This is a genomic window from Salmonella sp. JXY0409-18, from assembly GCF_020268625.1.
Taxonomy (GTDB): domain Bacteria; phylum Pseudomonadota; class Gammaproteobacteria; order Enterobacterales; family Enterobacteriaceae; genus Salmonella; species Salmonella enterica.
In genome coordinates this window covers 1436548-1449574 of the sequence record NZ_CP084216.1, presented here as the reverse complement: position 1 = coordinate 1449574, position 13027 = coordinate 1436548, and the positions used below count along the sequence as shown (strand labels likewise).

The window sequence follows — 13027 nt, the reverse complement described above, 5'->3', positions numbered from 1 at the left end:
ATGGCATCCACCAATCAGGAGCTGGCCTCGGCGCTCAGGATGTTTTCCCGCTTTTTCGATTTGATTCATCAGCCGTTGGCCGTCATTAATGAGCGTGGTGAATACGTTTACTACAATCAGGAAAGCGCGGATCTGGACGGCTACAGTATTGAACGGGCAATGGGAAAACATATGCTGGATGTCTATCCGGGCATGAAAGAGACCCAAAGCACGATGCTTTCATCGTTAAAAAAAGGCGTGGAATACATTGGCCATTATCAAATTTATTACAATGCGCGAGGCCAGGCCGTTGACTATCAGCACACCACCGCGCCGCTCTATGCAAGCGATGGCGGCATGGTCGGCGTTATCGAAATCGGCAGGAATATGTCCGGCGTCAGGCGGCTCCAGGAGCAGGTGGTAGAACTGAACCAACTGCTGTATGCCGATCACCATGAGAAGCACCATGCCATTATTACCGAAAACCCGGAAATGCTCAGTAATATTGCCAAAGCCAAACGGCTGGCCGCCAGTAATATTCCGGTGACGATTGTCGGGGAGACGGGTACGGGTAAGGAGCTATTTTCCCGCCTGATCCATCAATGCAGCAAGCGGGCGAATAAACCATTTATCGCCCTGAACTGCGGCGCTCTACCGCCTACGCTTATCGAAAGTACGCTTTTCGGCACCGTGCGCGGCGCCTATACCGGCGCGGAAAATAGCCAGGGCTATCTGGAGCTGGCAAACGGGGGAACGCTCTTTCTTGATGAGCTGAACGCCATGCCGATAGAGATGCAAAGTAAGCTGCTGCGATTCTTGCAGGATAAAACCTTCTGGCGGCTCGGCGGACAACAGCAACTCCACTCTGATGTCAGGATCGTTGCCGCCATGAACGAAGCGCCCGTCAAATTAATTCAACAAGAACGTCTGCGGGCAGATCTTTTTTATCGGTTGAGCGTCGGAATGTTGACGTTACCGCCGCTGCGCGCCCGCCCGGAAGATATTCCCTTACTGGCGAATTATTTTATTGATAAATACCGTAATGACGTGCCGCAGGACATTCACGGATTAAGCGAGACGGCGCGTGCTGATCTGCTCAATCACGCCTGGCCGGGTAATGTCAGGATGCTGGAAAACGCGATTGTACGCAGCATGATCATGCAGGAAAAAGATGGGCTGCTCAAACACATCATTTTTGAACAGGACGAGTTAAATTTAGGCGTACCGGAAACCGCGCCGGAAAATCCCCTTCCCTCGTCACCCGATCCGCAGTATGAAGGGTCGCTGGAGGCACGGGTTGCCAACTACGAAAGGCATTTAATAGAAACCGCGCTGGATACGCATCAGGGGAATATTGCCGCCGCGGCCCGCAGCCTTAACGTATCCCGCACCACGTTACAGTACAAAGTACAAAAATACGCTATTCGCTTCGGCGTGGTGCGTAATTGACATCGGCCAGCGGCATCGCGCCGCTGGCAAAGCCATTAGCCTTCGTTATGCATTTCCAGGTTTTCCATTTCGTTCTGGAACAGCACCGCTTTGGCGTCGTCATTACGTAATGAATCCAGGAAGTCGAGGTATTGCTGGTCTACGTCTTTGGTGACATATACCCCGTTAAATACCGAACATTCAAACTGCTGGATATCCGGGTTTTCCGCGCGTACGGCTTCGATCAGATCGTTCAGATCCTGGAAGATAAGCCCGTCTGCGCCGATGATCTGCCGAATCTCATCCACCTCGCGACCATGCGCGATCAGCTCATTGGCGGTCGGCATATCAATGCCATAGACGTTAGGGAAACGAATTTCCGGCGCGGCGGACGCCAGATAAACCTTCTTCGCGCCGGCTTCCCGGGCCATCTCGATGATCTGCTCTGATGTGGTGCCACGCACGATGGAATCATCCACCAGCAGGACGTTCTTATCGCGGAATTCCGCGCGATTAGCATTGAGCTTACGGCGCACGGATTTACGGCGTAGCTGTTGGCCCGGCATGATAAAGGTACGTCCCACGTAACGATTTTTGACAAATCCCTGGCGGTACGGCTTGCCGAGAATACGGGCAATTTCCAGTGCGATATCGCAGGAGGTTTCCGGGATAGGGATCACGACGTCGATGTCCAGATCTTCCCATTCACGAGCGATTTTTTCGCCAAGTTTGGTGCCCATATTCACACGAGCGCTGTAGACGGAGATCTTGTCGATAAAGGAGTCCGGGCGAGCAAAATAAACGTACTCAAACAGACAGGGGTTACTGACCGGGTTATCCGCGCACTGGCGCGTGAACAGTTGCCCCTTTTCGGTAATATAGATAGCTTCGCCCGGCGCGACATCGCGCAGGAATTCAAAGCCCAGCGTATCCAGCGCCACGCTTTCAGAAGCGACCATATACTCCGTACGACCATCGCCAACGTCACGCTTGCCCAGCACTAATGGGCGAATGCCGTGCGGATCGCGAAAAGCCACCATACCGTGACCGATAATCATCGCCACGCAGGCATAGGCGCCGCGAATTTGACGGTTGGTCGCGGCAATCGCGGCAAAAATATTGTCGGCTTCCAGCGGATAGTGACGGAAGTTGTCGAGCTCGCTGGCGAAAATATTGAGCAGGATTTCGGAATCGGAGGTGGTGTTGATATGACGGCGCTTTTCTTCAAACAGCTTTTTACGTAGCTCGTGCGCGTTAGTCAGGTTGCCATTATGGGCCAACGTGATGCCATACGGCGAGTTAACGTAAAAAGGTTGCGCTTCCGAAGCGCTGGAGCTGCCTGCGGTAGGGTAGCGCACATGGCCGATCCCCATGTTGCCCTGCAAACGCTGCATGTGGCGAGCTTCAAAAATATCGTTCACCAGTCCGTTTGCCTTACGCAAGCGGAAGCAGTTATTCGCATCAATGGTGATGATACCGGCAGCATCCTGACCTCGATGCTGGAGCACTGTTAACGCGTCATAAATCGACTGGTTGACCGGCATAACACCGGCGATACCGACAATACCGCACATACGTCATTTTCCTCGTTAAGCCACATCTCAGAACCTGTTACGTCCTGGGCAAGAAACTCGACGAGCTTTGCAGATAGTCAAAGAACCATCTGATGATGAAGCTGAACTGCGGGATGAGCTGCGATTTGCTCCAGTCTTCGCTTTTCGACAAGCCGGTAAAGGTATCAAGGAAGAACAGAATGGCGGCGACAATCAGCGCCCCTCGCAGTGCGCCGAAACAGATCCCCAACACCCGGTCAGTTCCCGACAGGCCGGTCTTTTCTACTAGCTGACCTATCACAAAATTCACGATAGCGCCGACGATAAGCGTCGCGATAAACAGTACCGCGATAGCAATCCCATTACGAACCAGTTCGTCTTCAAAGCCCGTAAACCAGACAGACAGGTAAGTGTAGTAGTGACTGGCGACAAAGAAAGCACAACCCCACGTCACCAGCGATAACGCTTCACGAACAAAGCCGCGGATTAGGCTAACCAGACAGGAAAAAGCAATCACCGCGATAATGGCGTAATCAATCCAGACCATAGATGTCCCACGATTTTACGCCCTGTCGTCCTGTTCGGGGCGCATTCTAACAGAAAAAGAAAACGTTTGCGTAGGGATTTCCTTCCCACGCGTAAATAAAAATGGCGCTGAAAAAATATTCAACGCCATCACACTTTTTATCTCTTCGGGCACGACCAGAAGAGCTGCCATCGGCCTGATAAGCGCAGGATACCAGGTTTATTCCTTCTGCCGGATGGCGGCGTAAACGCCTTATCCAGCCTACAGGACTTCGGCTATTACCAGATGAACACCGTAGGCCTTAACGCTGCGCAGTCGGGCAAAACGCGCCTTAGTTCGGGCTATACCCCATCACCACGCCGCTTAACCCGGAAATCTGCTTGAGCTCGCCAAGCGATCCTTTCATCTTATCTTTCGACGCATCCGGCCCGACGAGAATACGGGTTATTTTACCCTGTACCGGCGTTGAGGGGGAAGTATAAACCCGGAACCCGGCGGAACGAAGCTTGCCGACTATCTCGTTGACTTTATCCGCGTTTTTCAGCGCGCCCAACTGTACGACATAAGCTTTGCCGGTCGGCGCAGGTTTATCGTCGGCGGCCGGTTTCGGCGCGGGCGTCGGCGTGGAAGCGACGACAACCGGCTGTTGCGGTTTAAGCTGCGGCTTTGGCTTTTCAACCGGCTTCGGTTTAGGCGTCTCCGCCGGTATCGGATCAAGCTCGACATTGTTAGACGCCATGCGCGACGGGTCCAGCGATGGCGCTGCCGCATCTCCCGCCCGCACCTCTTCAGCCGCCCCTTCCGGCGGCTGTGTCGGTAGCGCCTGCGTTGCGGCAGGCATCATATCCGGCTCATCGCGGTCGCCAGGCTTCGGTACCAGTGGAATCGCAGCAAATTCATCCTGATAATGCTTTTTCTGTCCGTCCAGCAGACCGGGAAGCACAATAACCCCCAGCGCGACTAACACAATCGTGCCGACTAAACGATTCTGAAACTTACTCGCCACCGATTCTCCCCGCGTCTATCACTTCCATAACATGTGCGACGGTGTGGAACGATCCGCACACCAGCACGGTATCTTCTGGCTGCGCCGCGTCGATAGCGGCCTGCCATGCCTGCGCGACGCTATCATAGACATTCCCTTTCCCCAGATGTTCCAGAAGTTGTTCCGCCGTCGCGCCGCGCGGCCCCTCTAACGGAGCACAATACCAGTCGTCAACCACGCTTTTCAACCAGGCTAACGTGCCGGCGATATCTTTATCATGCAGCATACCAATCACCGCAAGCACGCGCCCGCGTTTCGGCAACATTTTCAGACGACCCGTCAGGTATTCCGCCGCGTGGGGATTATGGGCGACATCAAAGATAACGCGCGGCGACTCACTCACGATTTGAAAACGTCCCGGCAAGGTAGCCTGCGCAATACCGTCGCGAATCGCCTGCTCGTCAATGTTCAACCTGCTGGCGCGCAGCGCGGCCAGGGCGGTGGCGGCATTCGGCTGGGGAACCTGCGGCAACGGCAGTCCGGCAAGCGTACCGTCGCCATCGGTAAACGCCCAGTGGGTCGCTGTCACCTCATAACGCCAGTCAACGCCGCGACGCCGCAACAGCGCGCCGGTCTCCTGCGCGACATCCGCGATAGTTGCCGGCATTTCCGGTTCGCCGACAATAGCGGGTTTTTCCGCGCGAAAAATCCCGGCTTTCTCGCGGCCGATACTTTCGCGATCCGGCCCCAGCCAGTCAGTATGGTCAAGCGCGATGCTGGTAATTACCGCTACATCGGCATCCACAATGTTCGTGGCGTCCAGGCGCCCGCCCAACCCGACCTCCAGAATCACCACGTCAAGGTTAGCCTGTTTAAACAGCCACAATGCCGACAACGTACCATATTCAAAATAGGTCAATGAAATATCGCCGCGCGCCGTTTCTATTTCCGCAAAGGACGCGGTATGCGCGGATTCCGCTAATTCTTTCCCCTGCACGCGCACGCGCTCGGTGTAACGTACCAGATGAGGCGAACTATAGACGCCCACACGGTATCCCGCCGCGATTAACACCGACTCCAGCGTGCGACAGGTCGTACCTTTGCCGTTGGTTCCCGCAACGGTAAAAACGAACGGCGCAGGCTTGAGGATGTCCAGACGCGCTGCCACCTGGCTTACGCGCTCAAGGCCTAAATCGATACTCTTGCTGTGCAGGTTTTCCAGATAAGAAAGCCACGAGGCCAGGGGCGACGCAGCTTGAGGTATAGATTTGTTTTTCATTGATTCCGCTGCTTCTTTACGGTGAAAAGCAAAAGGGCAGAGCCTGCGGCCCTGCCCTTTTCAGTTATCAGGCCTCAGACTCCTGATCCGGCGCCGGAGGCACCACCACGCCTTCACGCGGGGCGTCCGGGTTCGGCGCGGGCAGATTCATCAGCTTCGCCAGAATGCTCGCCAGCTTCAGGCGCATTTCCGGGCGGCGGACTATCATATCAATAGCGCCTTTTTCGATCAGGAACTCACTGCGCTGGAATCCTGGCGGCAGTTTTTCGCGAACGGTCTGTTCGATAACGCGCGGGCCGGCGAAGCCAATCAGGGCTTTTGGCTCGGCGATGTTGAGATCGCCCAGCATCGCAAAACTGGCGGAAACGCCGCCCATTGTCGGATCGGTCAATACCGAGATGTAGGGCAGACCACGTTCCTGCATTTTCGCCAGCGCAGCAGAGGTTTTCGCCATCTGCATCAGAGACATCAGCGCTTCTTGCATACGCGCGCCGCCGGAAGCAGAGAAACACACTAACGGACAGTTATCTTCCAGCGCCTGTTCAACGGCGCGAACGAAGCGTGCGCCAACGACAGACCCCATTGAGCCGCCCATGAACGCGAATTCAAACGCGGCGGCGACAACCGGCATACCGTGAAGCGTCCCTTTCATGACCACCAGCGCGTCTTTCTCGCCGGTTTCTTTCTGCGCGGACGCCAGTCTGTCTTTATATTTTTTGGAGTCGCGGAACTTGAGCACGTCTTTCGGCTCCAGCTCGCTACCCAACTCCACAAGGGAACCTTCATCTAACAGGCTATGCAGGCGATTGCGCGCCGACATGCGCATATGATGGTCACACTTAGGACAGACCTCAAGATTACGTTCCAGCTCAGCGCGGTATAAAACCTGACCGCAGCTATCACACTTGGTCCACACCCCTTCAGGAATGCTTGCCTTGCGGGTGGGAGTAATGTTGCTTTTAATTCGTTCAATCCAGCTCATTGGTGACCTTTCTGCCTGAACCTTAGTCAGCTTTATTATAAGGGGCGCATAATGCCATTTTTGCCCCCAACAGACCATGAATGTTGCACATTAAAACATAACAGCCCGAAACTTTGGATAAAAAAGTGGTCGAACCGCTGAGTTACTTTCTATTTTGCGGCACGCGACGCAGCGCGCTTATGCCGAATAATCTCGATGACGCCAGGTAATATCGAAACCACGATAATCCCCACAATCAGCAGCTTAAGGTTATCCTGAATCAACGGTATCGTACCGAAGAAATAACCGGCGTAGGTAAAGAGCAGCACCCACAGCAGCGCGCCGATGACGTTATAAGCGGCAAAATGCCGATAGGACATGTGCCCCATCCCTGCCACAAACGGCGCAAAGGTTCTGACGATCGGCACGAAGCGAGCGAGAATGATAGTTTTACCGCCGTGTTTTTCATAAAACTGGTGGGTTTTATCCAGGTAACTGCGGCGGAAAATTTTCGAATTCGGATTACTGAACAGTTTTTCGCCGAACAGTCGACCAATCGTGTAATTTACCGCATCGCCAACAATTGCGGCGATCAGCATTAACGCCACCATGACATGCACATTGAGATCGTTGGTTTCCAGCGAAGCCAGCGCCCCGGCGACAAACAGCAGCGAGTCGCCCGGCAGAAACGGCGTGACGACCAGGCCGGTTTCACAAAACAGAATCAAAAACAAAATAGCGTACACCCAGACGCCGTACTCCGCGACCAGCTCCGCCAGATGCACATCGATGTGCAGAATAAAATCAATAATAAAGTAGATCAGGTCCATATTTGTCTTTGCCTTTCTACCCGACACGTTTCGGGTGTGCGATTCGGATTAGTCCGCCAGAAATAGCGGGCCCATTGGTGGTTTTGGAAGGTCAAACCGGTCAGGGTAATCCACCGCAACCAAATATAGCCCTTCCGCCTTCGCCGTTGCCGCCGCCAGCGTTCTGTCCCTGGCCGCTAACAGCTCTGCGATCCAGCTCTCCGGCTGGTTGTGAGCGCCTACTTCCAGCAGGCTGCCGACAATATTCCTGACCATATGATGAACAAAGGCATTCGCTTTGATATCGACCACCACATAAGGGCCGTGGCGGGTAACGTTGATGTGCATCACATTACGCCACGGCGTGCGCGACTGGCACTGCACCGCGCGAAACGAGGTAAAATCATTTTCACCAAGCAGACACTGCGCCGCGCGATGCATCCGCTCTGCATCCAGCGGCTCATAGTAATGCGTCACGCCTTTTGCTAACACCGCAGGACGCAGTCGATGATTGTAGATGATATAGCGATAACGGCGAGCCGTAGCGCTAAATCGCGCGTGAAAATCATCCGGTACAGTTTTCACCCAGCGCACGGCAATGTCACCAGGCAAATTCGCATTTACCCCCAGCGTCCATGCCGCATCTTTGCGCAATGCGGTCGTTTCGAAATGGACAACCTGCCCGGTGCCGTGAACGCCGGCATCGGTACGCCCGGCGCAGAACACGTTAATAGGTTCATTTGCCACCTGCGAGAGCGCTTTTTCCAGCTTTTCCTGCACGCTGCGCACTTCATTCTGACGCTGCCAGCCATAATACTTGCTGCCGTCGTACTCAATACCCAGCGCAATTTTATAGACCGGCGATGATTGCTGTCCGGACATCAGTACAGATACTCCTGCACCAGCTTCTCCGCAATTTTAACGGCCATCAGCGCGCCGCCGAAACGCACGTTGTCCGCCACTGACCAGAACTGAATTTGTTCCGGCATACCGTAATCATTATGCACACAGCCAATAGAAAGCTGTGGATTGCCGGAAGCGTCGCCCACCTGCGTCGGGTAATCCGTCTCTTCTGACAGTACGATATCTTCACCGCGGGAAAACGCCTCGCGCGCCTCTTCCGCCGCCAGCGGACGGAGCGCTTCAAAGCTCACCATCTGCGCATGGCCATAGAACACCGGCGACTGCACGACACTGGCGGAGATCATCACGCCATCGTCCTGCAAAATTTTACGCACTTCATCGACGATACGACGTTCCTGGCGCACGCTGCCTTCACGATCCGGCAGCAGCGGCAGCATATTGAACGCCAACTGGCGGCCAAAGAAATCATCTTCATCAATCGGTATGCCGTTAAGCAGCTTCGCACTCTGTCCGGCCAGCGCATCGACCGCTTTTTTCCCCTGTGCGGACGCTGATAACATACTGGTGACGGCGATGCGCGACAGTCCCCCCTGATCGATTAACGGCTTGAGCGCCGCCAGCAGTTGACTGGTCAGACTATCGGCGACCGCAATCACGTTACGGTTACGGTAATCCGCCAGTACATACGGGTTAACTTCCGGCACGACCAGCGGCACATCAGGCTCCAGCGCGAACAGACCGCTGGAATCTATCACCAGGCAACCTGCATTGGTCGCGTCGTCTATCCAGGCAGCCGATGCCTCTGCGCCGGCAACGAAAAACGCCAACTGCGCCTGCGTCCAGTCAAAGTCCGCCGCATCCTGGACAATGACCGACTTGCCACCAAAACGGAGGTGCTCGCCCGCGCTTTCATGACGCGCCAACGCATAAATTTCACCGACCGGGAACTGGCGTTCAGCCAGTGTTTCAAGCAGGGCTTCGCCTACGGCGCCCGTTGCGCCCAGAATGGCAATGTTCCAGCCTTCAGACATGGTGATTTACTCCAGAAATACATAAGCGTCCCTGTCGCATTATTCGACAGGGAGCATTAAGAAGACATTAATGTGCCGGGTGATGAACAGCGTTAAAACCTAGCTTACACAGCAAGGCGGCTGCCGTTTCGTCGTCACACATCACGTATAAAGACGACCATTCACGGCGCTCAAGATAATTTTTACGCAATTTATCAAATTCACCCGGAATTCCAGCGACTTTACGCAGTGGCGCATCGTCGCGGCGCACATCATACACCAAATGCGCCAGTCTTTTCAGCGTCGGTTGATCCAGCGGGCCGTGAAGCGTAATACGACCAAACTCAGGCGCAGGCAGTAATGTCTCCAGCGCGACATGCTGCTCGCGACCGATAAACGCGCTATACGCCTCAAAGACCTGGGTGGTGCCGCGCGCTTTGCCTTCCAGCGTATAGCCGGCAATATGCGACGTGCCGATATCCACGGCTTCCAGTAGCGCGACGTTAAGATCCGGTTCGCCCTCCCACACATCAAGCACCACGCTCAGCGGCTGCCCGGCATTAAGTCGCGCCAACAACGCGGCGTTATCCACCACCGGACCGCGGCAGGCGTTAATGAGAATGGCGCCGGGTTTCAGTCGACGGATCAGCGTCTCATCGGCCAGATGCAGCGTTTTGTACGGTCCGTCTTTATAAAGCGGCGTATGGAAAGTCAGGACATCCGCTTCCTGCACCAGCTCATCCAGCGTACGAAAATCACCCTCGTCCCCGCGTGCGGCGCGTGGCGGATCGCACAGCAACGTGCGGATACCCAACGCTTCAAGCCTGGTCTGTAGCCGGCTTCCGACGTTACCCACGCCGACAATCCCTATAGTGCGATCGCGTAACGAAAAGCCGTCACGTTCGGCCAGCATCAACAGCGCGGAAAACACATACTCCACCACGGCGATAGCATTACAGCCGGGCGCGGCTGAAAAACCGATGCCCGCCTGCTTCAGCCATGCCTCATCCACATGATCGGTGCCTGCCGTAGCAGTACCAACGAAGTTAATCGGCGTGCCGCTCAGCAGCGATTCATTCACTTTCGTGACCGAACGCACCATTAACGCATCGGCATGGTTCAATTCTTCAACGGGGATCGGGCGACCCGGCACTGCCTTTACCTCACCCAGGCGGCTAAATAATTCGCGGGCGTAAGGCATATTTTCATCAACGAGAATTTTCACGACTGTCGTACCTGTTTGAGAACGAGAGTTAACCGGACAAGTGTGCCATAATCTGGCCGCCAGGCATATATTGCTCAGATTTATGGTTAAAGGATAATTAATTATGCATCCCATCTCCGGCGCCCCTGCACAGCCTCCAGGCGAAGGGCGTAATCCTCTTTCCGCTGCGAGCGAGCAGCCGCTTTCCATGCAACAGCGTACGGTACTGGAAAGGCTGATCACGCGCCTGATTTCACTGACCCAGCAGCAAAGCGCGGAAGTATGGGCCGGAATGAAACACGATCTGGGGATAAAAAATGACGCGCCGCTACTGTCGCGCCACTTCCCCGCCGCTGAACAGAATCTTACCCAGCGTCTGGGCGTAGCGCAGCAAAATCACGCCAATCGTCAGGTACTTTCACAGCTAACAGAGCTGCTTGGCGTCGGGAATAATCGTCAGGCCGTCAGCGATTTTATCCGTCAGCAATACGGTCAAACCGCGCTTAGCCAGCTTACGCCCGATCAACTCAAAAACGTGCTGACGCTCCTGCAACAGGGGCAGCTTTCCATTCCGCAGCCGCAGCAACGTCCGGCAACGGATCGGCCATTATTGCCTGCTGAACATAATACGTTGAATCAGTTGGTGACGAAGCTGGCAGCCGCGACCGGCGAGTCAAACAAACTTATCTGGCAATCAATGCTGGAACTCTCCGGCGTGAAAAGCGGCGAGCTCATTCCGGCAAAACAGTTTACTCATCTGGCGACATGGCTACAGGCGCGGCAGACGCTGTCACTACAACACGCGCCTACGCTACATACGCTGCAGGCTGCGTTAAAACAACCGCTTGAGCCGGACGAGCTCACAGCGATCAAAGAGTATGCCCAACACACTTATCAAATTCAGCCGCAAACGGTGTTGACCACCGCCCAGGTGCAGGACTTACTTAACCATATTTTCCTGCGTCGCGTAGAGCGGGAGGCGGATGAGCTGGAACCGCTCTCTATTCAACCCATCTACCGTCCGTTCGCGCCGATGATTGAAACCGTGAAAAATCTGTCTGCGCGACCAGGCCTGTTGTTTATCGCGCTAATAATTGTACTGGCGCTTTTCTGGCTGGTTTCTTAACCACGCCGGAACGATAATATCGTCACCAGGATGCCAACCACTGCGGAGATCGCTCCCGCGAGAAATACGGAAGGATAGCCGCATGACGTGGCCAGCATGCCCGCCAGCGGGCCGGTAACGCCGTAGGAGATATCCTGAAACGCGGCGTAGCCGCCGAGCGCCGTACCGCGTACCTGTGCAGGTACGCGTTTCACAACCTCCACGCCCAGCGCCGGGAAAATCAGTGAACACCCAGCCCCGGTGAGCGCCGCGCCTACCAGCGCTATCCAGGCCGTCGGCGCCAGCCACAAGAGCAGCAGTCCTGCCGTCTCAACCAGCAATGAGACAACGGCGACCTTCACGCCGCCAAAGCGGTCCGGCATCCAACCGAACAATATGCGCATCAGTACAAACGCACCGCCAAACGCGGTCAGGGTGAATCCCGCCATCGTCCAGCCATTGCTGACAAAATAAAGTGAAATAAACGTACCGATGACGGCAAAGCCCACGCCCTGCAATGCCAGGCCCAGGCCCGGTTTCCAGATAAGCCCGACCACGCTCCACAGTGAAGGTCGCTCCCCCGTATACGCAGGCACTTTACGCACGGTGCCGTTGAATGCCCAGGCCAGCAGCGGTAAAACCATCGTCGTCCCCGCCAGCGCCGCGAAGCCAAAGTGGCTATGGATCAGCAAGCCCAACGGCGCACCGGCCGCCAGCGCGCCGTAAATCGCCATTCCGTTCCACGACATCACCTTACCGGAACGCGTTGGGCCAACCAGCCCCAGTCCCCAGGTCAGGGTTCCGGTCAGCAGCTGGCTTTCGCCAAATCCGAGGATCAAACGCCCGACAATAAGCAGCGCGAATTTTATCGGCGCGGAAACTGGCAACAGCGCGGCCAGGAGCCAGGCGGCGCCCGCCAGCCCGCAGGCAAACATCCCCTGTAACGCCGATCGTTTAGCGCCATATTGATCCGCCAGCCGTCCGGCATAGCCGCGCGTCAGTACCGTCGCAAAAAACTGAATGCCCACGGCGATCCCAACCATCGTATTGCTATAGCCCAGTTCGTGATGGACAAAAAGCGGGATGACGGGTAACGGCAGGCCGACCGTCATATAGGTCAGGAAAACCGCAAAGGCGATGCGGAACAGCGAAAAATTCGCAGACGGGGTCGTTGTTTTTTGGCTAACTGCTGTCATGCATTACTCCAGAATGCAGAGTAAGGCGGGGAAAGGCCACGCCCCCCTCTACCTGAACGTCAGGATTAAGGTGCGTTGGATAACGTTAAACGCTTACGCATTATCGGAAGGATAATGTAGAAAGTGAA

Annotated in this window: 12 protein-coding genes; 2 read left to right on the top strand and 10 right to left on the bottom strand. The window is 55.3% G+C overall.

Annotation, left to right across the window (positions count from 1 at the left end):
- Entirely contained in the window at positions 1-1428 is a 1428-nt protein-coding gene (locus LDB27_RS06815; RefSeq protein WP_000168923.1) for a sigma-54 interaction domain-containing protein, read from the top strand.
- A gap of 35 nt (positions 1429-1463) precedes the next feature.
- Here LDB27_RS06815 and purF read toward each other — a convergent pair whose 3' ends face one another.
- From purF to pdxB, 9 genes are all read right to left on the bottom strand, one after another.
- Positions 1464-2981, bottom strand: a complete 1518-nt coding sequence (purF, locus tag LDB27_RS06810) for an amidophosphoribosyltransferase (RefSeq protein WP_000334205.1) — start codon at positions 2979-2981, stop codon at positions 1464-1466.
- A 37-nt stretch (positions 2982-3018) separates the two neighbouring features.
- Positions 3019-3507, bottom strand: a complete 489-nt coding sequence (gene cvpA, locus LDB27_RS06805; RefSeq protein WP_000262102.1) for a colicin V production protein — start codon at positions 3505-3507, stop codon at positions 3019-3021.
- Between the two features lie 310 nt (positions 3508-3817).
- Entirely contained in the window at positions 3818-4492 is a 675-nt protein-coding gene (dedD, locus tag LDB27_RS06800; protein ID WP_000157030.1) for a cell division protein DedD, read from the bottom strand.
- On the bottom strand, positions 4482-5750 hold the full coding sequence (gene folC / locus LDB27_RS06795; protein ID WP_000792289.1) for a bifunctional tetrahydrofolate synthase/dihydrofolate synthase: 1269 nt from the start codon (positions 5748-5750) through the stop codon (positions 4482-4484). Before folC ends, dedD begins: the two co-directional genes overlap by 11 nt.
- Before the next feature lie 67 nt (positions 5751-5817).
- Positions 5818-6732: an acetyl-CoA carboxylase, carboxyltransferase subunit beta gene (gene accD, locus LDB27_RS06790; protein ID WP_000118383.1), complete on the bottom strand. Its 915-nt coding sequence runs from the start codon at positions 6730-6732 to the stop codon at positions 5818-5820.
- A gap of 149 nt (positions 6733-6881) precedes the next feature.
- Positions 6882-7541 (bottom strand): DedA family protein, encoded by a 660-nt coding sequence (locus LDB27_RS06785; protein ID WP_000364317.1) that lies wholly within the window; start codon positions 7539-7541, stop codon positions 6882-6884.
- 48 nt (positions 7542-7589) lie between these two features.
- Positions 7590-8402: a tRNA pseudouridine(38-40) synthase TruA gene (truA, locus tag LDB27_RS06780; RefSeq protein ID WP_000016631.1), complete on the bottom strand. Its 813-nt coding sequence runs from the start codon at positions 8400-8402 to the stop codon at positions 7590-7592.
- A complete protein-coding gene (locus LDB27_RS06775) occupies positions 8402-9415 on the bottom strand; it encodes an aspartate-semialdehyde dehydrogenase (protein WP_001289141.1) in 1014 nt (337 codons plus the stop codon). Before LDB27_RS06775 ends, truA begins: the two co-directional genes overlap by 1 nt.
- A gap of 67 nt (positions 9416-9482) precedes the next feature.
- A complete protein-coding gene (gene pdxB / locus LDB27_RS06770) occupies positions 9483-10619 on the bottom strand; it encodes a 4-phosphoerythronate dehydrogenase PdxB (RefSeq protein WP_000699176.1) in 1137 nt (378 codons plus the stop codon).
- 103 nt (positions 10620-10722) lie between these two features.
- Here pdxB and flk point away from each other — a divergent pair, with 103 nt between their 5' ends.
- Positions 10723-11724, top strand: coding sequence for a flagella biosynthesis regulator Flk (gene flk, locus LDB27_RS06765; protein ID WP_000553395.1), 1002 nt, complete (start codon positions 10723-10725; stop codon positions 11722-11724).
- On the opposite strand, the gene LDB27_RS06760 is transcribed toward flk, so the two are convergent.
- Positions 11721-12899 carry an MFS transporter gene (locus tag LDB27_RS06760; RefSeq protein ID WP_000127720.1) on the bottom strand — a complete coding sequence of 393 codons (1179 nt, stop codon included), beginning with the start codon at positions 12897-12899 and terminating at the stop codon, positions 11721-11723. The two genes, flk and LDB27_RS06760, sit on opposite strands and share 4 nt — an antisense overlap.
- Positions 12900-13027: the final 128 nt, after the last annotated feature.

What these genes read in the sequence shown, in the direction of transcription:
- LDB27_RS06815 (WP_000168923.1), top strand. Translation starts at nt 1, where the DNA reads ATGGCATCCACCAATCAGGAGCTGGCCTCGGCGCTCAGGATGTTTTCC.
- purF (WP_000334205.1), bottom strand. Translation starts at nt 2,981, where the DNA reads ATGTGCGGTATTGTCGGTATCGCCGGTGTTATGCCGGTCAACCAGTCG.
- cvpA (WP_000262102.1), bottom strand. Translation starts at nt 3,507, where the DNA reads ATGGTCTGGATTGATTACGCCATTATCGCGGTGATTGCTTTTTCCTGT.
- folC (WP_000792289.1), bottom strand. Translation starts at nt 5,750, where the DNA reads ATGAAAAACAAATCTATACCTCAAGCTGCGTCGCCCCTGGCCTCGTGG.
- accD (WP_000118383.1), bottom strand. Translation starts at nt 6,732, where the DNA reads ATGAGCTGGATTGAACGAATTAAAAGCAACATTACTCCCACCCGCAAG.
- LDB27_RS06785 (WP_000364317.1), bottom strand. Translation starts at nt 7,541, where the DNA reads ATGGACCTGATCTACTTTATTATTGATTTTATTCTGCACATCGATGTG.
- truA (WP_000016631.1), bottom strand. Translation starts at nt 8,402, where the DNA reads ATGTCCGGACAGCAATCATCGCCGGTCTATAAAATTGCGCTGGGTATT.
- LDB27_RS06775 (WP_001289141.1), bottom strand. Translation starts at nt 9,415, where the DNA reads ATGTCTGAAGGCTGGAACATTGCCATTCTGGGCGCAACGGGCGCCGTA.
- flk (WP_000553395.1), top strand. Translation starts at nt 10,723, where the DNA reads ATGCATCCCATCTCCGGCGCCCCTGCACAGCCTCCAGGCGAAGGGCGT.
- LDB27_RS06760 (WP_000127720.1), bottom strand. Translation starts at nt 12,899, where the DNA reads ATGACAGCAGTTAGCCAAAAAACAACGACCCCGTCTGCGAATTTTTCG.